We start from the raw sequence: 21743 nt of genomic DNA on the forward strand, positions 1-21743 counted from the left end.
CACCTTGCAGAACCAGAGCGAAAGCCCCTTAGCTGCCCTTGACCAGCGGCACGATGGCCGGATCGGTCTCGGGGGCCAGTTCCTCGAAATCGAAATTATCCAGCCGTCGCGCCCGCCGTCCCGCCTTGTCCGCCGAAATCCGAATTTCCGCCACATCCTTGGCCGCCAGAGTGAAATGCCGGTCCAGGTTTTCAACCCGTGCGCCCAACCGCTCCACATCCGCGAACAAAAGGCCTAGTTCCCGCCGGATTGCCCCCGCCTGCTCGCGCATTCGCGCATCCTTGAGGATTGCGCGCATGGTGTTGAGCGTGGCCATGCAGGTTGTGGGTGACACGATCCAAACCCGCGCGGCAAAGCCATCGCGCACCACCTCGGGGAAATTGGCGTGCAACTCGGCATAGACCGCCTCAGAGGGCATGAACATCAGCGCGCCATCGGCGGTCTCGCCCTCAAGGATGTATTTCTCGGAAATATCCTTGATATGCTTGCGCACCGCCGTGCGCATACCCCGCGCCGCCTCGGCCAATTCCCCGTCTGTCTTGGCCCGGCGCAGCGCCTCATAGGCCTCCAACGGGAATTTACTGTCAATGCAAATTGGCCCCGGTGGATTGGGCAGATGAATAAGACAATCCGCCCGCCGCCCGTTCGACAGCGTCGCTTGCAATGTGTAACTGTCCGACGGCAGCGCTTTGGTGACAATATCCATGAGCTGGATTTCCCCAAACGCCCCCCGCGTCTGCTTGTTTGACAGGATATCCTGCAACGACAGCACATCACCCGACAGCTTGGTGATATTGTCCTGCGCCTTGTCGATGGCTTGCAGGCGCTGCTGCAATTCCCCAAGCGATTGCGCCGTGCGCCGCGAGGTGCCTTGCAGGTTCTCGGTCATGGCATGGCTTACCTGCGCCAACCGCTTTTCCATCAGTTGCAACAGATGCGATTGCGCCGCCGCCTGCGCCTCGGACACATGGTTTAGGCCACCGGCAAGCTGATGCTGCCCATCCGACAGCCCCTGCACCCGCTGCCCCAATTGCCCCATCTGATAGGCGAGCGGCTCTGCCAGCCGCGCCGACCGATTGGCGGCGCGCAGCGCGAGGATGAGCAGCAAAAGGATCAGCAGCAACACCGCCGCGCCGATCACCACTGCCAGAACGGCGGGATCGTCAAACGCATAGGTCTGACCGCCAATCTGGATCATGTGCGCCCGAACAGCCGTTCAATATCCGATAGCCGCAATTCCACATAGGTCGGCCGCCCGTGGTTGCACTGCCCCGACATCGGCGTGCGCTCCATCTCGCGCAAAAGGGCGTTCATCTCGTCCGCGCTCATCCGGCGACCTGACCGGACCGAGCCATGACAGGCCACGCGGCTTAGGATCGCGTCGATCCGCAATTTCAACGTGCCGCTTGCGCCCTGATCCTGCAACTCGTCCAAGATATCGCGCAAAAGCGCCTTGGCGTTGACAGGCCCCAGAATGGCTGGGGTTTCGCGCACCGCAAGGCTGCCCGACCCAAACGGTTCGATCCCCAGCCCCATCCCGGCCAACTCTTCGGCATGGTCCATCAACAACACGCAATCGGCTTCGGAAAGATCGACAATCTCAGGGATCAGCAGCGCTTGCGCCGCGATCCCGCTCTCGGCCATCTGGCGTTTCAGCCGCTCATACACCAGACGCTCATGGGCGGCGTGCTGATCGACAATGACCATACCGGTCTCGGTCTGGGCGATGATGTAATTCTCATGCACCTGCGCCCGCGCGGCCCCAAGCGGCAACGCCGTGGCGGGCTGTTCCTCTACCTCCGGCTCTGGCGCGCTCTCAACCCGCGCGCTCCAATCCGCGCCCATATCGGCAAAACCGGGCGCTTGTGCCTGATAGGCCAGGCTGCGTGCCTGCGGAGACGGGCGGTCCATCTGATAGATGCGCCCCGCCGGTTCCGCCCGAAACGCGCCCAAGGTGGCCCCCGCCACAGTGGTTGACGCGCGATGCCCCGCCTCCGCCAAGGCATGCCGCAACCCCGATACGATCAGCCCCCGCGCCAGCCCCGGATCGCGAAACCGCACCTCGGATTTCGCCGGATGCACGTTCACATCAACCAGCACAGGATCACAGTTCAGAAACAGCGCCGCGGCCGGGTGCCGGTCCCGGCTGAGCACATCCTGATAGGCAGCACGCAGCGCGCCATAAAGCATCTTGTCCCGCACCGGGCGGCCATTGACAAAGAGATACTGCGCCACGGCTGATCCCCGCGCATAAGTGGGCAGCGCGGCATAGCCGGTCAGGCGCAGCCCCTCGCGCGTGGCATCAATCTTCAGCGCATTTTCGGCGAACTCCGCCCCCAGAACCCGCGCCAATCGCCCATGCAGCGCGTCAAACAAATCGCCGCTTTCGGGATCGGCACGAAACACGATCCGCCCTTCGCCCCCGCCAGACACATCGCGCAGGGTGAACCCCACAAACGGCTCCGCCATCGCCAACCGCTTGACCGTATCGGCAATCGCCTGCGCCTCTGCCCGGTCCGAGCGCATGAACTTAAGCCGCGCGGGCGTGGCGTAAAACAGATCGCGCAGCGTCACCACCGTGCCACTGTTCAACGCGGCGGGTTTGACCGCCCCCATCTGCCCACCGGCAACGGTCATCTCTGCCGCCTCTGCACCCGCACGCGACACAATCGTCAGCCGCCCGACCGCCCCCAAGGACGGCAACGCCTCGCCACGAAACCCAAAGGAATGAATATTCAAAAGGTCCGATCCGTCGATCTTGGACGTGGCATGCCGCGCAAGCGCCAGTGGCAACTCATCCGGCGTCATGCCACAGCCATCATCGCTCACGCGGATCAGCGTCTTGCCCCCATCGGCATAGCTCACTTCAATCCGGGTGGCCCCGGCATCAAGCGCGTTTTCCACCAATTCCTTGACCGCCGAGGCAGGCCGCTCCACCACCTCTCCCGCCGCAATGCGATTGATCGCCCCCTCGTCCAACTGACGAATTTGAGGGCGGTCTGCGCGTATCTTGGGGTTGTGGCTATTCATACCGCTAGACTTAGCACAGATCGCCACGATTCTGCCAGAGAGGGCATCAAACCCCGCACAGAAAAAAAAGCCCGGGCGCGAACGCCCGGGCAAGCTCTCTCAATATCTGTCAGGAAGGAGAAGGATCAGCTCTTGGAGAATTCAGGATAGGCTTCCATGCCCATTTCCGCCATGTCGAGCCCGTTGATCTCGGTCTCTTGATCGACCCGCAGACCCATGGTGCCCTTGATGATCAGCCAGATCACGATGCTGACGGTAAAGGTAAAGGCACCGTAGGCAAAGATCCCCAGAAGCTGCGTGCCGAGGCTGGCCTCGCCATAGAAGACCACGGCAAGCGTGCCCCAGATACCGGCGAGCAAGTGAACCGGGATGGCACCAACCACATCGTCGATCTTGAACTTGTCAAGCATGGGCACGGCCAAGACCACGATCACACCGCCGACAGCCCCGATCCAAAGTGCGCCGAACAGGCTCGGTGCAAGCGGCTCTGCGGTGATCGACACCAGACCCGCCAATGCGCCGTTGAGAACCATGGTCAGGTCAGGCTTTTTGTAGAGCACTTGGGTCAGGATCAGCGCAGCAATCGAACCCGCAGCCGCCGCCATATTGGTATTGGCAAAGATCCGCGACACGTCCGAAACATCGCCCACGGTGCCCATCGCCAATTGCGAACCACCGTTAAAGCCGAACCAACCCAGCCACAGGATGAATGTGCCCAAAGTGGCAAGCGCAAGGTTCGAACCCGGCATCGGCGTGACCTTGCCATCTTTGCCATATTTGCCAAGACGCGGCCCCAGGATGATCGCCCCCGCCAGAGCAGCCCAGCCACCCACGGAATGCACAACGGTCGAGCCAGCAAAGTCAGAGAACCCAGCCTCAGACAACCAGCCGCCGCCCCACTGCCAGGACCCGGAAATCGGATACATGAACCCGGTCAGCACGATGACAAACACAAGGAAAGGCCAAAGCTTGATCCGCTCCGCCAGTGCGCCCGACACGATCGACGCTGTGGCCGCGACAAACACCAGTTGGAAGAAGAAGTCAGAACCGATCGAGGCATAATCAAGCGCCGCATCCGCCGCCGCAACCCCTACCGGGTCCAGCTCGGTCATGGCAAAGAACGGCCCGACCCAACCGGCCACCAGCCAGCCATCGCCGGGATACATCAGGTTAAAGCCGACCAGCCAGTACATGATCGTTGCAAAGGAATAGAGGACGATGTTCTTGGTCATCTGCATCGTGACGTTCTTGGACCGCACCAGCCCGCCTTCGAGCATGGCAAAACCCGCCGCCATGAAGAACACCAAAAAGCCCGCCATGCAGAACAGCAGCGTCGTCATGATATAGGGGCCGATTTCATCAAAGCTGGGCACGGCCTCAGCCGCCGCCTCTTGGGTCAGCCCCATCTGCGGCAGCGCAATCAGCGTTGCGGCAAGGCCGAGTTTTAGCATGGAATTCATTGTGTTTATCCTTTCCCCTGCGCGCTCAGAGCGCGTCATCGTTGGTTTCGCCGGTGCGCACGCGCACGGCTTGCTGGATGTCGAGCACGAAGATCTTGCCGTCACCGATCTTGCCGGTGCGGGCGGTCTTGGTGATGGTCTCGACCACCTGATCGGCCATCGCGGCAGAAACCGCGATTTCCAGCTTGATCTTGGGCACGAAATTCACGGCGTATTCCGCACCGCGATAGATTTCCGTGTGGCCGGATTGCGAGCCAAAGCCCTTGATCTCTGTCACCATCATGCCGCGGACGCCGATGTCGGTCAGCGCCTCGCGGACCTCTTCCAGCTTGAACGGCTTTATCGTTGCAATGATGAGTTTCACGTCTGCCCCTTTCGGTTTGCGGTGTCTCAGCGCGTTGTTTGCACATGCAGAAAAGGCGCAGATGGCAGAGTCTGGAAGGGTCAAGGCAGGAATCCGCCGCCTAAATTCACCCCATATGCTTAAAATTTGTGCTGAAATATTAATTTGCGTATTTTTTACGCACATCGGAAATCACGATCCGCGCGCGCGGGGTCTCTACTTTTGCGATCCCGCATTATAAACTGTCCCAAACACACAAGGCCGAGCAGGGCAGCAATGAGCACGACAGGACCGAAAAAACCGCCTCTGGTGGCCCCCAAGCGCAGCGCCAAGGCGCCGTCCAAACCAAAACCCGCGCGCAAGGCCAAGAGCACGCCACGTCGCGCCCGCGCGCGCTCCAATAACGTGGTCGTGCGGTTGGTCGGCGGGCTGCTACGCTGGATATTCGGCGTGCTCTGGTGGATTACCTGGCGGGTAACGGCCGTGGTCACTGTGGTCCTGGGCGTGATGGTGGCCATCACCTATACCAGCCTGCCCGAATTCCAGACCCTGATGGATGGCCGCGCCAAGGGCTCTGTCACCCTGCTGGATCACGACGGAGAGGTCTTTGCCTGGCGCGGCGATCAGTTTGGTGGCATCGTCACCGCCGAAACCGTCAGCCCGCATCTCAAGAATGCCGTGATCGCCACCGAGGACCGCCGATTTTATCTGCATCCCGGCGTTGACCCCATCGGTATTGCCAGCGCCATCCGCATCAACCTGAACGAGGGGCGCGGCCCGCTGCAGGGCAACGGCGGCTCGACCATCACGCAGCAGACCGCGAAACTGCTCTGCTTTGGCAATGCCTATAATGCCAGCGAATGGAAGAGTGAGGCCGAGTACATCGCCGACTGTCGCCGCTCCTCGCTCTCGCGCAAAGCCCGCGAGGCGGTCTACGCCCTGGCGATGGAGGTAAAATACACCAAGAACCAGATCCTCTCGGTCTATCTCAACCGCGCCTATCTGGGCGGCGGGGCCTATGGGGCCGAGGCCGCAGCCCAACGCTATTTCGGCAAATCCGCCGCCACGCTCAACCCCGCCGAGGGCGCGATGATTGCAGGGCTCTTGACAGCTCCCTCGACCCTCGCACCGACCGCAAATCTCGAACGCTCGCGCAACCGCGCCTCGGTCGTGGTGGGCCTGATGCGCCGTCAAGGCTATCTTAGCGATCAAGAGGCGGCCTTGGCCCTCGCCAACCCTGCCGAACTCTCCGAGGCCGCCGAACGGCAGGCAGGCGGCTATTTCGCCGATTGGGTCATGGCGTCGGGGCCCGAGTTTTTCACCCGCGACACCACCGAAGACGTGATCATCCGCACCACTTTGGATCAGCGCGTGCAAACCGCCGCCGAAGAGGCGCTGACCTATATCTTTGACGAAAAAGTGCGCGAAGGTTCCAAGGCGCAGGCCGCGATTGTCGTCATGTCCGCCGATGGTGCGGTGCGTGGCATGGTGGGCGGGCGCAAAACCAAGGTGGTGGGTGCCTTCAACCGCGCCACACAGGCCAAACGCCAGACCGGATCAGCCTTCAAGCCCTTCGTCTACGCCACGGCCGTGGAACTTGGCTACAGCTACGATTCAGTTGTCGTGGACGAACCCTACTGCCTCAATATCCCCGGCTCTGGCCGCTGGTGCCCGGAAAACTACACCCGCGACTACAAAGGTCGCGTGTCGCTGACCGAGGCGCTCGCGCAATCCCTCAACATCCCGGCGGTCAAAATCTCCGAGAGTGTCGGGCGTGACCTCGTGCGCAAAGTGGCCAGCGATTTTGGCATCGACAGCGATTTGGCCGCAGGCCCGGCCTTGGCGCTTGGGGCCTCTGAAAGCACGCTTCTGGAAATGACAGGCGCTTATGCGGGCATTCTCAACGGCGGCTCCTCTGTCACGCCCTATGGCCTAGTCGAACTGAAGCTCTTGGGCGAGAACGAGCCCTTGATGGGCACCGGCGGTGGCATCGGCGAGCGCGTCATTCAGGAAAGTGCCGCGCAGGAACTCATCTACATGATGACCAAGGTGATCGAAGGTGGCACCGGCGGTCGCGCCCGCCTGCCGGGCCGCGAGGCTGCTGGCAAAACCGGCACCACACAGGCCGCCCGCGATGCTTGGTTTTTGGGTTTTACCGCCGATTATGTGGCCGGGGTCTGGATGGGCTACGACGACAACACCCCGCTCAGCGGCGTCACCGGTGGCGGTCTTCCGGCTGAAATCTGGCAGGAAACCATGATGCGCGTGCATGAGGGCATTGATCCCAAACCCCTGCCGATGCTGCGCCCGCAACCTCGCCCCGCCCCGGCACCCGCGCCAGCCCCGCAGGACCAGCAACGCCGCGCGCCGGTGGCCAGCGACAATCCGATCGAAAACATCCTGCGCAGCATCTTTGGCGGAAACTGAAAACGGCGCCCAAACAGGGCGCCGTTCACGACGAACCAAAATGTAAAACGCCTCAGCCCGCTTGCTTGAGATCCGCAATCAGCGCGTTCACATCGCCATTGCGGCGATCCAGCATCGCGCCAATCTCGGTGCGCTCGCTCAGCCGCAGGCTGATGCCCTCGATGATCATATCGAAAAACAGATCCTTGCCCGAGCGGTCTGACACGAGGAAACTTACCTCGAACGGCGATTGCCCGCGAAGATAGGCCGTGGATTTCACCTCGTGCCACGATTTCACCGGCTTGACCGAGTTCACCTCGATGCGCCCCCCCGCGAATTCATTGAACCGCTTGCCATATTTCCGCGCGATATAGCCCCGGAACGCTTCGGTAAAGGCACGCATCTGCGCCGATGATACCCGGTTGGCATCCGCCCCGAGGGTAGACCGCGCAATGATATTCACATCGGCATAGGTGCTGAAAATACGCTCGAAATCCGCGATCATGCCCGATATCGGCTTACCCGATGCGATGACGCGGTTGATGTTCACCACAACCTCATCCACCAGCGACCGCGCGCGCGCATCATCGAGCGCCCACCCGGTGCTGGGCAGGGCAGCCAACGCGGTCACGGCAAAACCCGAGGTCATGAAATGGCGGCGGGTGATGTCACTCAGCATAGGGATCCTCCAAAGGTGTGGACGGCTCAAGACTACCGTAAGGGTCGTCATAGACACTATCAGCCGTGCCGCCCAGTTTGAAGCGTCGGTTTTGCAGGAAGATCGAGCGCGACTGCGCATAGCTGTCGGCACTCTCGTAAAGAATGGCGTCAATCGTCTCGCTGAACTTCTCGCGCTTGGATAGGCCAGCGGCCACACCCGCCCCGGTTCCAACCAGATTAGCCGGCGATTCAAGTATGTAACTCAAGGGGTTGGTGAAAAGATCAACCGCAATGCCCCAGGTATCCCGCTCTGTCGAAGGGCCCAAGACCGGCAGTTCTACATAGGCCCCTTCCCGCGCGCCCCAAACGTGCAAAGTTTCGCCGAAGTCGGTGTTGGTGCCCGCGGCCATACCCATTTCGCTGGCCGGATCGAACAGACCGCCAAGGCCAAAGGTGGTGTTTACAACCAGACGCGCGGTGTCCTGAAACGCCCCACGCATATTTAGCTGCAAGACATTGTTCACAATATCACTCGGCAGCGATAGGTTGGTCGAGAACCGCCCGATGACCGTCTCGATATCGTCGGGAATGGCCGCACTATATCCCTTGGCCACCGGCCGCACGAGCGAACGGTCAAACCCTCGGTTGAACTCATGCACACCACGGTTTTGCGACTCATACGGGTCGAAAACATCGCGCGTGGCCTCTGACGGATCAGGGCGCGCGCAAGCGCTTAGCGCGACGACACCTGTAAGGGCGATCACCCGCAACGCGGAACCGGACGAGATATGGAAAGATGGCAACTGCAATGGTTTATCCGTCATTAAACGAGTCTCTGCCTTACATAAACTATAGCCCGAACAAACCCATCATCCTACGCCCCATGTTCACAATGCTGTGGCAGAATGGTGACATTCCCTGTAAGGAAAGACAGGATTGCTTTGGATCACTTAAAGACTTGAACACTAAAGACGGAATACAGATTTGGACAAGATGAAACTGGAAGCGGGCCGCCAAGAATTGCGCGCGGCCCGACGCGAAAGCCGTAGTCTCTACTGGTTTGTTGGCATCTTCAGCTTTTTCGCCAATCTTCTGATGTTGACCGGCCCAATCTACATGTTGCAGGTCTATGACCGCGTCCTCAGCAGCCGCTCGGTGGAAACCCTGATCGCTCTCTCGGTGCTGGTTTTATTTCTCTATACGATGATGGGTCTGCTCGATTATGCCCGTGGCCGCATCATGGGGCGGGTCGGCGCGCGCTTTCAGGCGCGTTTGGACCGGCGGGTATTCGACGCGGTGATTCGCAAATCGGCCATCCAACCCGATGCCAACACCGCCACCGGCCTGCGCGATCTGGAATCAATCCAGCGGCTGATGACATCGCCCGTGCTTCTGGCGATTTTCGACATGCCATGGGCCCCGTTCTTTCTGGCCGCGATCTGGGTGTTTCACCCTTGGCTTGGCATTCTCGCTCTTGCCGGGGGGGCGCTTTTGGTTGTTGTCACCCTGATCAATCAGGTCGTGACCCGCAAACCCACCGGACAGGCCAATAACGCAAGCGTTCAGGCCGAATCAATTTCCGAACAATTGCGCAACGAATCCGAGATGATTCAGGCCATGGGCATGCGCGACGCGGCCTTTGATCGCTGGCAAGCCGCGCGTGGCCGCGCCCTCTCGACCGCGATCGAGGCCGCTGATCTGGGCGGCACCTTCACCACCTCTACCAAGGCGCTGCGCCTTCTTCTTCAATCGGCGATGCTGGGTCTGGGCGCGTGGCTCGTGCTGCGCGGAGAACTGACGCCCGGTGCCATGATCGCAGGCTCGATCCTGATGGGCCGCGCCCTTGCCCCCATCGAGCAGGCCATCGGCCAATGGGCGCTGGTGCAACGCGCCGCCAAAGGCTGGGAAAGCCTGGCGGAACTCCTCGGCTCTGTTCCCCCTGAACAACCGCGCACGCCCCTGCCCCGCCCCAAGGCGCGGCTGGAAGTGAGCCAACTCACCATGGTCCCGCCGGGTGAAAGCCAGGCCGTGCTCAAAACACTCAGCTTCAAGATCGAACCGGGTCAGGCCGTGGGCGTGATCGGCCCTTCGGGGGCGGGCAAATCCACCCTCGCCCGCGCCATCACCGGCGTCTGGCGGCCTGCAGGCGGCAAGATCCGCCTCGATGGCGCAACCCTCGACCAATACGCCCCCAATGTGCTGGGTGAGTTGATCGGCTATCTGCCACAGCGCGTGCAGCTCTTTGACGGCACCATCGCCGACAACATCGCCCGCTTGGCCGCCCAGCCGGACCCCGCCAAGATCGTCGCCGCCGCGCGCAAGGCCGACGCCCATGAGATGATCCTCAAACTGCCCAACGGCTATGACACCCGCGTCAGCGCCAGCGGAGGGCGGCTCTCGGGCGGGCAGATGCAGCGCATCGGCCTTGCCCGCGCCATGTATGGCGATCCCATGATCCTCGTGCTGGATGAACCCAATTCCAATCTCGACAACGAAGGCAGCGAAGCGGTCAATCTCGCCATCCGCAGCTTCAAGGCCGAAGGCAAGGCCGTGATCGTGGTTGCCCACCGTCCCGCCGCGATCAAGGAATGCGATATGCTGCTGATGCTTGAGGCCGGCGTTATGCGCGCCTTTGGCCCGCGTGAAAAAGTGCTCAAGGATGTGCTCCAGAACCATCAACAAGTCACCGAGTCCACCGGCCCCGGAGGTGTGCGATGAGCGCCCCGAACGATAGCGCATGGTCGGCGCGCAAGCCGCTGATCATCGGTCTCATCGGCCTTGTTCTGCTGGTGGGCGGGTTTGGGACATGGGCCGCTTTCACCCAGATTTCCGGGGCGATCATCGCACCGGGGCGCATAGAGGTGGATCAAAACCGGCAGGTCGTCCAACACCCCGACGGTGGCGTCGTTTCCGCCATCGAGATCAAAGAGGGCGACAAGGTCAGCGCCGGTCAGGTGCTTGTCCGGCTTGATCCCAACGAGTTGCAATCCGAACTCTCGATCATCGAAAACCAGCTTGCCGAACTCATGGCTCGCCGTGGCCGCCTAGAGGCCGAGCGCGACGGGCGCGATGCCCTGAAATTCGATCCGCTCCTCATTGACCTGTCAGCGCAGAACGCCGACGCCGCCGATCTGATGACCGGGCAAAAGACCCTGTTCGAGGCCCGCGCCCAGACCGTCGCCGCCGAGATTGACCAACTCGACAAGCGGCGCGGCCAGATTTCCAACCAGATCGAGGGCATCGAGGCCCAGCAAGTGGCCCTTGCCCGCCAGCTTGAACTGATCGAGCTGGAACTGACCGATCAACAATCGCTGCTGGATCGTGGGCTGGCGCAAGCGACCCGCGTGCTCGGGCTGCAACGCGAACAGGCGCGGCTCAGCGGCACCATGGGCGATCTTGCCGCCCAAAAGGCCGAGGCCGAAGGCCGCATCACCGAAATCGAAATCTCGATTCTCAAACTGGGCACAGACCGGCGCGAAGAGGCGATCACCACCCTGCGCGACCTGCAATTCCGCGAGCTTGAATTGCGCGAACAACGCCGCGCCCTGATCGAACAAATGGGGCGGCTCGACATCCCCGCGCCGGTCTCGGGCGTGGTCTATAACCTCCAGGTCTTTGCCCAACGCTCGGTCATCCGGCCCGCCGATCCGGTGCTCTTCATCGTGCCACAGGACCGCCCGCTGGTGATCAACGCCCGCGTCGACAGCATCCATGTCGATAAACTCTTTGTCGGACAGGAAGTCACGCTGCGCTTCTCCGCGCTCGATCAACGCACCACGCCAGAACTTTTTGGGCGCGTCACCCAGATTTCCGCCGATGCCTTCGAGGATGAGGCCACGCGCGCCAGCTATTACCGCGCCGAAATCGTGCTGAGCGAAGGCGAGCAGGCCCGCTTGCCCGAGGGCACCACCCTTATCCCCGGCATGCCGGTCGAAGCGTTCATCCGCACCGCCGACCGCACACCGCTGGCTTATCTGGTCAAACCCTTCACCGATTATCTGGCCAAGGCATTCCGCGAGTAACCCGTGGGATCACCCCACATCCGTGCGCCCGCGCCGGTCTGCCCGCAACTGCGCATAAAGAACATGCGTCCGCCAACGCCCGTTGATCTGCAAATAGCTCTGCGCGACACCTTCGTATTTGAAGCCGCATTTTTCCAGCAGCGCCCGCGACGCCTGATTTTCCGGCAGGCAGGCCGCCTCGATTCGGCTTAGGTCCAGCCGGTCAAAGGCATGGTGCACCACCCCGGCAATCGCCTCGCGCATATAGCCCTGCCGCGCATAGGCTTGGCCGATCCAATAGCCCAGCGTGCCCGCCTGCGCCGGACCCCGCCGAATATTGTCCAGCGTGATCGCCCCCAATAACGCCTGATCCTCGCGCCGCACCAAAAAAAGCGGCATCGCGCTGCCATTCGAAATCGAGCGTTGCGCCCACCAGACCCGGTTGGAAAACCCCTTGCGCGCCAGATGATCCACGGCCCAGAGCGGCTCCCACGGGGTCAGGAAATCCGCACTCTCCGCCCGCAACGCGCTCCAGTCCCGATAATCGCCGATCACCGGCTGCCGCAGGCTGAGACGCTCGGTCTCGATCCTGAGCTTGCGGCGCGGCAAAAGCATCATCAGGCAGCGCGCCTCGCATCAAGGGCGGCCAGCGTCGGGGCCTGTTCCACCGGACCATAAAGCGCCAGCGCCGCAGGGGCCTGCGCCACCGTGCTTTCGGCCAGCCGCCGCACATCCGCAAGCGTCACCGCGTCAATGCGTTCCACTACCTCTGGCAGGGTTGGCACCCGTCCCCAGATTTGCAGCATCCGCGCCAGCCGTTCGGCCCGGTTGCTCGGGCTCTCCAGCCCCATCAGCAATCCGGCCTTCATCTGCGCCCGCGCCCGCTCGACCTCGGCGGCGCTCATATCTTCGGCGGCACGCTTCATCTCGTCGATGGTGATCCCTGCCAGATCACCCAATTGCTCGCCCGATGTGCCTGCATAGATCGTCATCATGCCGGTATCTGAATAGGCCCCGGCCTGCGCATAGATCGAATAACACAGCCCCCGCCGCTCGCGGATCTCTTGAAACAGCCGCGACGACATCGACCCACCAAGCGCCGAGGCATAGATTTGCGCGGTGTAAATATCGGGATGCGCGTAATCCGGGCTCTCGAAGGCCAGCGCGAAATGCGCCTGCTCCAGGTCCTTGACATGCCGCGTCTCGCCCCCTGCAAACCGCGCCACCGGCGGCTCGATCGCATGGCTTGGGATCATGTCACCAAACACGCCTTCGGCCATGCGCACGAGTGCCTCGTGATCTACCGCCCCCGCCGCCGACAGCACCATCTGACCGGGCCGGTAATATTGATCCACGAACCGTTCCAGATCGGGCCGGTCAAAGCCGCGCACCCGCTCTTCCGCGCCCAGAATAGTGCGTCCCAGCGGATGATCGGGATAGGCCTTTTCCTGCAACCAGTCGAAAATGATGTCATCCGGTGTATCCGCCGCCTGACCGATCTCTTGCAGGATCACGCCGCGTTCAACCTCGATCTCACGCGGATCGAAGACCGGGTTACGCAGAATATCCGACACCACATCCAAAGCCAGCGGCACATCTTCCTTGAGGACGCGCACGTAATAGGCCGTCACCTCGCGGCTGGTATAGGCGTTGATATAGCCGCCCACATCCTCAATCGCCTCGGCGATCTGCAAGGCCGAACGCCGCTTGGTCCCCTTAAAGGCCATATGCTCCAGAAAATGCGCGATGCCATTCTGGCTGGCCTCTTCATGGCGCGCGCCGGCCAGCACCCAGACGCCGATGGCCGCCGATTGCAGGCCGGGCATATGTTCCGAGACGATGCGAAACCCGTTGGGAAGGGTGGTCAGTTGGACACTCAATTGGCGATCCGTTCCTTGATCAATGTTTCAATGGCGCTCAGGTCGTTCTCAACCCGCGTCACACGTTCATCCCGCTCATACAGGTCCGCCATACGCTCGGGCAAGGGGGGGTGAATCCCGCTCGCCTCTTCCACCGCAGCCGGGAATTTCGCAGGATGCGCTGTGGCCAGCGTGATCATCGGCACGCCCGCATGCCGCTCTGCCTCGGCCACATGCACGCCCACCGCGCTATGGGGGCACAGCAACTCGCCACTCGCGGCCCATGTATCGCGAATAGCGGCGCGGGTGTCCTCTTCGCTACAACGCCCGCTGTCGAAGGTCTCGCGCAGCGCCTCCAGCGCGCCTTGGCTCACGCTAAATCCGCCCGCCTTCAACGCCTCCATCTCCTGCGCCACGGCGCTCCCATCCTGCCCATAGGCATAGAAGAGCGCGCGCTCGAAATTCGAAGACACCTGAATGTCCATCGACGGGCTGATCGACGGGGCCACGCCATCGGGGCGATACTCTCCCGTGCTCAGACAACGGTGCAGAATATCGTTCTGATTGGTCGCCACCACCAGCCGGTCAATCGGCAGGCCCATCCGCTTGGCGATATAGCCCGCGAAGACATCGCCGAAATTCCCCGTCGGCACCGTGAAACTGACCTTGCGGTCCGGCGCACCAAGACTGACAGCCGAGGTAAAGTAATACACCACCTGCGCCAGAACCCGCGCCCAGTTGATGCTGTTCACACCCGCCAGACGCACGCCGTCGCGGAACTCGAAATCGTTGAACATATCTTTGACGCGCGCTTGCGCATCGTCGAAATGCCCATCAATCGCCAGCGCGTGCACATTGCCCTCAACCGGCGTTGTCATCTGCCGCCGTTGCACCTCGGACACCCGGCCATGCGGATAGAGGATGAACACATCCACCGCATCCAGACCCCGAAACGCCTCAATCGCCGCAGAGCCGGTATCGCCGGAGGTCGCCCCCACAATGCTCACCCGTTGGCCAGAGCGCTTGAGCGAGAACTCGAACATCTGCCCGATCAGCTGCATGGCGAAATCCTTGAACGCCAGCGTCGGGCCGTGGAACAACTCCAGCAGGAAATGACCGCTATCCAATTGCTTGAGCGGCGCCCGCGCCGCATGGCCAAAGCCCGCATAGGCCCGCGCGATGATCCCGCGAAACTCCTCGTCGGTAAAGGCATCGCCGATGAACGGCCGCATCACTCGAAACGCCGCCTCCTCATAGCTCACGCCCTCGAGTGCGCGCATATCCTCGGCGCGCATCACCGGAATGCTCTCGGGCAGATAGAGCCCACCATCGCGCGCCAACCCCGTCAGCATCGCCTCTTCGAAACTCAGCGTGGGCGCGCAGCCCCGTGTCGAGATATATTTCACGTCTTGCCTCTCTCTGCCTGCCGCATGCGCCAGATAAAAACCCCACTCATCGCGGCCCATATGGCGGCCAGCGAAAACCATGTGATCGCGTAACTCAGGTGATCGTTGGGAATACCGCTTGTGTCTACCGGCAAGGGCGACACGCCCACCTCCGGCACCGACAGCCTGCGCGCCACCACCAAAACCGGCTCTGTATCCAGCACGTCAGCCATCTGTGCGATGTCGCGAGCAAACCAGATATTGCCCGCCACATCGTTTTCGGGCGTGGAACTCAGCCGCTCGTCGGGCCAGTGCAGATTGCCCTGAACCGTGACCATCCCCTCCGGTGGAGCCGGAATATCGGCGCTCACCTTGATGAACCCCCGGTCAAGCAGCACCCGGCGCGCCCCGGTGTCCAAAACGGAAATCACCCGATATCCCGCGCCCACCTGCTTTTGACTGACCAGCACCCGCAGCGCCGTATCGCCAATCTGCCCCGTAACCTCAACCGGCAGATAGCGATCTGCCTCTGGCTCTGCGGCGTCGGGCAACCCCACCGGCGGCGCGGCGATATGTGCCGCGATATCCGCCAGTACACCCTCTTTCCATGCCAGCCGGTCGACCTGCCATTTGCCCAACCCAATCAGCACCGCCACACCGGCAATGCCAAAGATCAGGGGGATCAGAACGCTTTTCCGCATGGCTCACTCTCAAAAGGAAAATGCGGGGAAAGGAAACCCCCCGCATCTTTTTCTTGCTTCAAATATTCGCGCCGCAGGCACCGATCTTATTTAAAAGATCGTCACGCGCCCCAGATGTAGATCGCGGCGAACAGGAACAGCCAGACCACATCGACAAAGTGCCAATACCAAGCGGCCGCTTCAAAGCCCACGTGCTGTTGCGGCGTGAAATGCCCCTTTTGCACCCGGATCAGGCAGACAAAGAGGAAAATCGTACCGATCACCACATGCGCCCCGTGAAAGCCCGTCGCCATAAAGAAGTTGGCGCCGTAGATATTGCCGGAAAAGCCAAAGGCCGCGTGGCTATATTCATAGGCTTGGAACACGGTAAAGATCGCACCCAGCGCAATCGCGATCATCAGCCCGCGCTTTACGTCCTGACGATTGTTCTCATGCACCAGCGCATGGTGTGCCCATGTCGCAGCACAGCCCGAGCACAAGAGGATCAGCGTGTTGATCAGCGGCAGATGCCAAGGATCAAAGGTCTCGATCCCGACAGGTGGCCAGACGCCATCGACCATCGGAGAGTTTTCGCCCATCGGATACATGGCATGCTTGAAAAAGCTCCAGAACCACGCGGCAAAGAACATCACTTCGGACATGATGAACATGATAAAGCCATAGCGCAGGCCGATCCGCACGACCGGGGTGTGATCGCCGGTCTGCCCCTCGTTCACCACATCGGCCCACCAGCCGAACATGACGTAAAGCACGCCGACCAGACCCGCCAAGAGCATCCAAGGCCCATGATCGTGAAAGAACAGGACCGCCCCAAAGAGCATGACGAACCCCGCCAAAGAGCCGAGCAACGGCCAGATTGAGGGGGGCAGAATGTGGTAATCGTGGTTTTTCTCGTGTGCCATCTTTGTCTTATCCCTCGTCGAAGGCTCAGTTCAGGTTTTTATCGTTGTTGGTCCCCTGCTCAAGCGCGGCTTGCTCCTCGGGCAGGTCAATTTCGTGGAACGTGTAGGACAGCGTGATCGTATGTACGTATTTCGCGTCACGGTCGGTCACGATCTCTGGGTCGACGTAAAAGGTCACGGGCATCTGAACCCGCTCACCCGGCTGTAGCAGCTGTTGTTCAAAACAGAAACAGTCGATCTTGGTGAAAAAGCCACCCGCCTCATAGGGCGTGACATTATAGCTGGCTGATCCGGCGACTGCGCGGTCAGTGGGGTTGTAGGCCTCGTAAAAGGCCAGCCCCGTCTCACCGATGCGAATTTCCATCTGGCGCTCCATGGGTTTGAATTCCCAAGGCATATCGCGCTCTTTGCTGGCGTCGAACCGCACTTTGACGGTTTGCTCCAGAACATCGTCGCTTGCCACTTCTGACACGCCTGTCGCCCCGCCAAAGCCAGTCACGCGGCAAAACCAGTCATAGAACGGCACCGACGCCCAAGCGAGCCCGCCCATCAGGACGACCACGCCAACAGTCTGGGTCACGGTCTTGAATTTCGGATCAAGCGCCATCAATTCTCCCCCTGTTCGATCTTGGGCACGGCGAATCCATCGTCCGAGACTTTGGCAATCGTCATACCGAACACCAGCGCAACAAACCCTGCCAGCACAAGGCCAAGGCCCAGATTGCGGCCAAACCGGCGCTTGTGCAGCTCATGTTCCTCGCGAAAGCTCATGACCAGCCACCCAAGCCAAACCCGCCCAGCGCCGCCTCGGCAAGAATGGCCGTGAAATGCGCGAAAAGATACCAGAGCGACAGCTTGAACGCCCGCTTTTCGACGCGGTAGTTATCGGCCTCCGCCTGATCCTCATCCCGCCGCCAGATCGCAACCGCGTCCCGCAGAAAGAGCGCGTTAAAGACCACCGCAACCGCCAGATACACCAGCCCGCCGATCCCGGTGAACGCAGCCCCAATCGCCAGCGCCGCCAAGAGCACCGTGTAAACAAGGATATGCACCCGCGTCGCGCGCCGCCCATGCGTCACCGTCAGCATCGGCACGCCCGCCGTGTCGTAATCGCCGCGCATGAACAGTGCCAGCGCCCAGAAATGCGGCGGCGTCCACATGAAAATCAGCGCAAACATCAGCACCGATTCAAGGCTCACCGTGCCCGTCGCCGCAGCCCAGCCAATCATCGGAGGGAACGCACCCGCAGCACCACCAATGACGATATTCTGCGGCGTCCAACGCTTCAGCCCGATGGTGTAGATGACCACGTAAAAGAAAATCGTAAAGGCCAAGATGCCAGCCGCCAACGCGTTGGTCGCCAGCCACAGCATGACCACCGACATCACCGCCAGTGTGATCCCAAAGGCAAAGGCCTCGTCCCGCGTGACCTTGCCCGCCGGAATGGGCCGCTTTTGCGTGCGCTTCATCAGCGCATCAATATCCGATTCCCACCACATATTGAGCGCGCCCGCAGCGCCGCCGCCTACAGCAATGAAGAGGATCGCCGCAAAACCGATGACCGGATGCACGCCCACCGGCGCCGCCAAAAGACCGACCAGCGCCGTAAACACCACCAGCGTCATCACCCGCGGCTTGAGCAGGGCAAAGAAATCGCCAAATCCGGCCTCACCCTCTTGGGCGCGGCTGACGGGGCTGGCTGTGTTCAGGCTCGCATCGCTCATTTCGGTCTCCGGCCAAGGGGCGCAAGGGCTGCGCCCCTTACGTGGCATGATTGGGGCGCGGACAGATTGCGCGCGCCCCGGTCTGCTTTAGTCGGCCTGCGCCACATCCACGGAACGCGGCGTACCGGCATATTCCTCGATCGCGCCATCCAGCCATTCGGCATAGGCCTCTTCGCTCACCACCTTGACGGTGATCGGCATATAGGCATGGGCCTGACCGCAAAGCTCGGAACACTGACCAAAGTACACGCCTTCCTTCTCGGCATTGAACCAAAGCTGCGCCAGACGCCCCGGCACCGCATCCTGCTTCACGCCAAAGGCGGGGATGGTCCAGCTGTGAATCACATCTGCGCCGGTCACGGTCATGACAACGGTCTTGCCCACGGGCACCACGACCGAGGTATCGGTGGCCAGCAGGAACTCATCCTTGCTGTAACCGGCCTCGATCAGCTGCGCCTCGACTTCGGGCGTCATGCGGTTGTCGCCACCCGTCGCCGGGGCGCCGATCATATAGCTGTCAAAGGCAAAATCGTGGTCGGTATATTCATAGCCCCAGTACCACTGATAGCCCGTCACCTTGATGTTGATCTCGCCCTCGGGAATTTCCTGCTGCTTGAACAGCACCGGCAAAGAGAAGGCCCCGATAAAGACAAGGATCACGATGGGAATGATCGTCCAGGCAATCTCGATCGGCGAGTTATGCGTGAAACTGGCCGGTGTTGCATTGGTCTTGCGGTTGTAGCGGATCATGACGATCACCAGCAACGCGGTCACAAAGATCACGATCGCGATGATGATCACGTTGATCATCCCGTCCAGCCATTGCAAATCCCGCGCAAGCTCGGTTGCCGCCGGCTGAAAGCCCATCTTGCCGTCAACGGGCTTTCCTACGATCTCAAGCCCTTCTTGAGCCATGGCAGGAAGGGCGAGAAAGGCGGTCATGGCCGCCATAAGGCTGGAAGTTAGTCGCATTTTACACCCTGATCGGTTAAAGCGGTTCATGTCTTTTTGCGAAGGTCACCCCGCCGCCCGGCGGAATCCCATTGTCTCGGTGTCGTCTAAAACCATATTCTGCCTGAAACGACAAGAAAGACCATTGCGGCAAACGGACGCTTTTTTGATTTAAATCAAATTAACGCGCCCCCGGACCGCGCCGCAGAGAGAGAATCCCAATGACCGACACCGCCTTTCGCCCTTTCGAGACCCTGCTCGACCGTGCCACCGCCCTGTCCCGCCTGCGTGAGGCGACCCATGGGGCCGACGATGGCGAGCTCTTCTTTGAACGCCGCCGCGCCGAGGGGCTGATGTTCGACGATGGCCGGGTCAAGACCGCGTCCTATGACGCCTCCGAAGGGTTCGGCCTGCGCGCCGTGCGTGGCGAGGTTACGGGCTACGCCCATTCCTCCGAAGTGACCGAGGCCGCGCTCAAACGCGCGGTAGAAACCGCCCGCTTGGCCGTCGGCGCAGGCGGGGGCACCCTGGCAGCCGGGCCCACGCCTACGAATCGCCGCCTCTATACCGATGCCGATCCCATCGCCGGGGCCAGTTTCCCGGTGAAACTCGACACCCTGCGCGAGATTGACGCCTTCGCGCGCGACCTTGATCCCCGCGTGGTACAGGTCACAGCCTCGATTGCCGCCTCGCTGCAAGAGGTCGTGATCCTGCGCCCCGATGGCCAAGACCTGCAAGACATTCGCCCCATGACCCGCGTCAATGTCTCGATCATCGTCGAGCAAGAGGGCCGCCGCGAAAGCGGCAGCGCCGGGGGCGGCGGGCGCGTCGGCCTTGACGGCCTGCTTGATCCCGCCGACTGGCAGGCCAAGACCCAAGAGGCGCTGCGCGTGGCCCTCGTCAACCTCCGTGCCGAACCGGCACCCGCAGGCACCATGGATGTTGTGCTTGGCCCCGGCTGGCCCGGCATCCTTTTGCACGAGGCCATCGGCCACGGGCTTGAAGGCGATTTCAATCGCAAAGGCTCCTCTGCTTTTGCCGGTCTCATGGGCCAACGTATCGCGTCCCCCGGCGTCACCGTTCTGGATGATGGCACCCTCCCCGACCGGCGCGGCAGCATCACCATCGATGACGAGGGCACGCCCTCTGCCCGCAATGTCCTGATCGAGGATGGCATTCTGGTGGGCTATATGCAGGATCGCCAGAATGCCCGCCTGATGGGCGTGGCCCCCACCGGCAACGGACGCCGAGAAAGCTATGCCTACGCGCCCATGCCGCGCATGACCAACACCTATATGCTGGGCGGAGACGCCACACCGGGCGATCTGGTGGCCGAGTTGAAGGACGGCATCTATGCCGTGGGCTTTGGCGGCGGGCAGGTCGATATCACCAACGGCAAATTCGTCTTTTCCTGCACCGAGGCCTACCGCGTCAAAGACGGCAAGATCGGCGCACCCGTCAAAGGGGCCACCCTCATCGGCGACGGCGCCACCGCGCTCCAGCAAATCCGGGGCTTGGGCAATGACATGACGCTTGATCCCGGCATGGGAAATTGCGGCAAACAGGGCCAATGGGTGCCCGTGGGCGTTGGCCAACCCACCGTGCTGATCGGCGGGTTGACGGTAGGGGGGTCGGCGGCGTGAGGAACAAGGCGCGAAACGCCCTCACCTTATGAACAGCCATTGTCAGCCTGTATCGTCCCCCCTTTTTACTTGACCTCTAGCGGTCAGGGACGACGCTATTGGACACAAGCGTGCGTCTGCGGAGAACGGGATGACATTTGCAATCAACCCTCTGGTGCCCGAGTTGTGGTGTTCAGACTTCGAGGTCTCCTTCGAGTTTTACACCAATATCCTTGGCTTCGAGGTCGCCCAACAAAGAGGGCACGACCCCCACGCCTATCTGACATTACACGGCGCGCAAATCATGCTCGCGCATTGGCAATTGGATGGCACCTGGGTGCCGTGGCAACCAGATCACATGGATCACCCCTATGGCCGAGGCGTCAACTTTCAATTCATGGTTCCGGACGTCGATAAATTGTATGAGACGGTCCTGTCTCGCGGCGCGAAGCCATTGATCGCCATCTACGAAGCCGACATCTGGAAAACGGACTGCATGGACACGCGGCGTCAGTTTTTGATCATGGACCCGGATGGTTACGTCCTACGTTTCGCAACAAGCGTGAGCAACCGGGCCGTGACCGACACAGACCGCGCAAAGTTGGATGCACAATATAGCGTTGGGCAGTCAGAGCAGACGCCGGATCGCTGAAACGCGGCGGCCTCTACCTCTTAATTCTCAGAATGCATCGCCCCATC

General features: G+C 61.4%; 20 protein-coding genes. 5 read left to right on the plus strand and 15 right to left on the minus strand.

Annotated features, from left to right (window positions below; translation table 11 throughout):
• Positions 1-28 precede the first annotated feature (28 nt).
• From GC127_RS04305 to GC127_RS04320, 4 genes are all read right to left on the minus strand, one after another.
• Positions 29-1198: a DNA recombination protein RmuC gene (locus tag GC127_RS04305; protein WP_151976683.1), complete on the minus strand. Its 1170-nt coding sequence runs from the start codon at positions 1196-1198 to the stop codon at positions 29-31.
• A complete protein-coding gene (gene mutL, locus GC127_RS04310) occupies positions 1195-3030 on the minus strand; it encodes a DNA mismatch repair endonuclease MutL (RefSeq protein WP_151976685.1) in 1836 nt (611 codons plus the stop codon). The genes GC127_RS04305 and mutL overlap by 4 nt, the downstream gene beginning before the upstream one ends.
• A 125-nt stretch (positions 3031-3155) precedes the next feature.
• The gene (locus GC127_RS04315; protein WP_081506830.1) at positions 3156-4490 is read right to left on the minus strand and encodes an ammonium transporter; all 1335 of its coding nucleotides are present in this window, start codon (positions 4488-4490) and stop codon (positions 3156-3158) included.
• Positions 4491-4515: 25 nt separating this feature from the next.
• Positions 4516-4854, minus strand: a complete 339-nt coding sequence (locus GC127_RS04320) for a P-II family nitrogen regulator (RefSeq protein ID WP_008279099.1) — start codon at positions 4852-4854, stop codon at positions 4516-4518.
• Between the two features lie 255 nt (positions 4855-5109).
• Here GC127_RS04320 and GC127_RS04325 point away from each other — a divergent pair, with 255 nt between their 5' ends.
• On the plus strand, positions 5110-7260 hold the full coding sequence (locus tag GC127_RS04325; protein ID WP_151976687.1) for a transglycosylase domain-containing protein: 2151 nt from the start codon (positions 5110-5112) through the stop codon (positions 7258-7260).
• Positions 7261-7312: 52 nt separating this feature from the next.
• Here GC127_RS04325 and GC127_RS04330 read toward each other — a convergent pair whose 3' ends face one another.
• Positions 7313-7918 (minus strand): phospholipid-binding protein MlaC, encoded by a 606-nt coding sequence (locus tag GC127_RS04330; RefSeq protein ID WP_008279101.1) that lies wholly within the window; start codon positions 7916-7918, stop codon positions 7313-7315.
• Positions 7908-8723 carry a VacJ family lipoprotein gene (locus tag GC127_RS04335; RefSeq protein ID WP_081506833.1) on the minus strand — a complete coding sequence of 272 codons (816 nt, stop codon included), beginning with the start codon at positions 8721-8723 and terminating at the stop codon, positions 7908-7910. Before GC127_RS04335 ends, GC127_RS04330 begins: the two co-directional genes overlap by 11 nt.
• Positions 8724-8892: 169 nt before the next feature.
• On the opposite strand from GC127_RS04335, the gene GC127_RS04340 reads away from it, so the two are divergent.
• Both GC127_RS04340 and GC127_RS04345 read left to right on the plus strand, forming a co-directional pair.
• Positions 8893-10617 (plus strand): type I secretion system permease/ATPase, encoded by a 1725-nt coding sequence (locus tag GC127_RS04340; RefSeq protein ID WP_151979638.1) that lies wholly within the window; start codon positions 8893-8895, stop codon positions 10615-10617.
• A complete protein-coding gene (locus tag GC127_RS04345; protein ID WP_008279104.1) occupies positions 10614-11921 on the plus strand; it encodes an HlyD family type I secretion periplasmic adaptor subunit in 1308 nt (435 codons plus the stop codon). The genes GC127_RS04340 and GC127_RS04345 overlap by 4 nt, the downstream gene beginning before the upstream one ends.
• A 9-nt stretch (positions 11922-11930) precedes the next feature.
• Here GC127_RS04345 and GC127_RS04350 read toward each other — a convergent pair whose 3' ends face one another.
• The 9 genes from GC127_RS04350 to coxB all read right to left on the minus strand — a co-directional run bounded on the left by GC127_RS04350 (position 11931) and on the right by coxB (position 19443).
• Positions 11931-12515, minus strand: a complete 585-nt coding sequence (locus GC127_RS04350) for a GNAT family N-acetyltransferase (protein ID WP_199861313.1) — start codon at positions 12513-12515, stop codon at positions 11931-11933.
• A gap of 2 nt (positions 12516-12517) precedes the next feature.
• On the minus strand, positions 12518-13780 hold the full coding sequence (locus tag GC127_RS04355) for a pitrilysin family protein (RefSeq protein WP_037296648.1): 1263 nt from the start codon (positions 13778-13780) through the stop codon (positions 12518-12520).
• Positions 13777-15165: a threonine synthase gene (gene thrC / locus GC127_RS04360; RefSeq protein WP_151976691.1), complete on the minus strand. Its 1389-nt coding sequence runs from the start codon at positions 15163-15165 to the stop codon at positions 13777-13779. The genes GC127_RS04355 and thrC overlap by 4 nt, the downstream gene beginning before the upstream one ends.
• Complete coding sequence (locus GC127_RS04365) at positions 15162-15845, minus strand: SURF1 family protein (protein WP_151976693.1); 684 nt, start codon at positions 15843-15845, stop codon at positions 15162-15164. The genes thrC and GC127_RS04365 overlap by 4 nt, the downstream gene beginning before the upstream one ends.
• Before the next feature lie 101 nt (positions 15846-15946).
• Positions 15947-16747 carry a cytochrome c oxidase subunit 3 gene (locus GC127_RS04370; protein WP_008279109.1) on the minus strand — a complete coding sequence of 267 codons (801 nt, stop codon included), beginning with the start codon at positions 16745-16747 and terminating at the stop codon, positions 15947-15949.
• Positions 16748-16772: 25 nt separating this feature from the next.
• Positions 16773-17354 carry a cytochrome c oxidase assembly protein gene (locus GC127_RS04375; protein WP_151976695.1) on the minus strand — a complete coding sequence of 194 codons (582 nt, stop codon included), beginning with the start codon at positions 17352-17354 and terminating at the stop codon, positions 16773-16775.
• On the minus strand, positions 17354-17518 hold the full coding sequence (locus GC127_RS22745) for a hypothetical protein (protein WP_008279111.1): 165 nt from the start codon (positions 17516-17518) through the stop codon (positions 17354-17356). Before GC127_RS22745 ends, GC127_RS04375 begins: the two co-directional genes overlap by 1 nt.
• Positions 17515-18471: a heme o synthase gene (gene cyoE, locus GC127_RS04380; protein WP_151976697.1), complete on the minus strand. Its 957-nt coding sequence runs from the start codon at positions 18469-18471 to the stop codon at positions 17515-17517. Before cyoE ends, GC127_RS22745 begins: the two co-directional genes overlap by 4 nt.
• 87 nt (positions 18472-18558) lie before the next feature.
• Positions 18559-19443 carry a cytochrome c oxidase subunit II gene (gene coxB / locus GC127_RS04385; protein WP_037296651.1) on the minus strand — a complete coding sequence of 295 codons (885 nt, stop codon included), beginning with the start codon at positions 19441-19443 and terminating at the stop codon, positions 18559-18561.
• Between the two features lie 200 nt (positions 19444-19643).
• Here coxB and tldD point away from each other — a divergent pair, with 200 nt between their 5' ends.
• Together tldD and GC127_RS04395 are read left to right on the plus strand one after the other, a co-directional pair.
• Positions 19644-21065 carry a metalloprotease TldD gene (tldD, locus tag GC127_RS04390; protein WP_151976699.1) on the plus strand — a complete coding sequence of 474 codons (1422 nt, stop codon included), beginning with the start codon at positions 19644-19646 and terminating at the stop codon, positions 21063-21065.
• Positions 21066-21195: 130 nt separating this feature from the next.
• Positions 21196-21696 (plus strand): VOC family protein, encoded by a 501-nt coding sequence (locus tag GC127_RS04395; protein ID WP_151976701.1) that lies wholly within the window; start codon positions 21196-21198, stop codon positions 21694-21696.
• The last annotated feature ends 47 nt before the right edge of the window (positions 21697-21743 follow it).

The sequence above is a fragment of the Roseovarius sp. EC-HK134 genome, from assembly GCF_902498815.1.
Classification (GTDB): domain Bacteria; phylum Pseudomonadota; class Alphaproteobacteria; order Rhodobacterales; family Rhodobacteraceae; genus Roseovarius; species Roseovarius mucosus_A.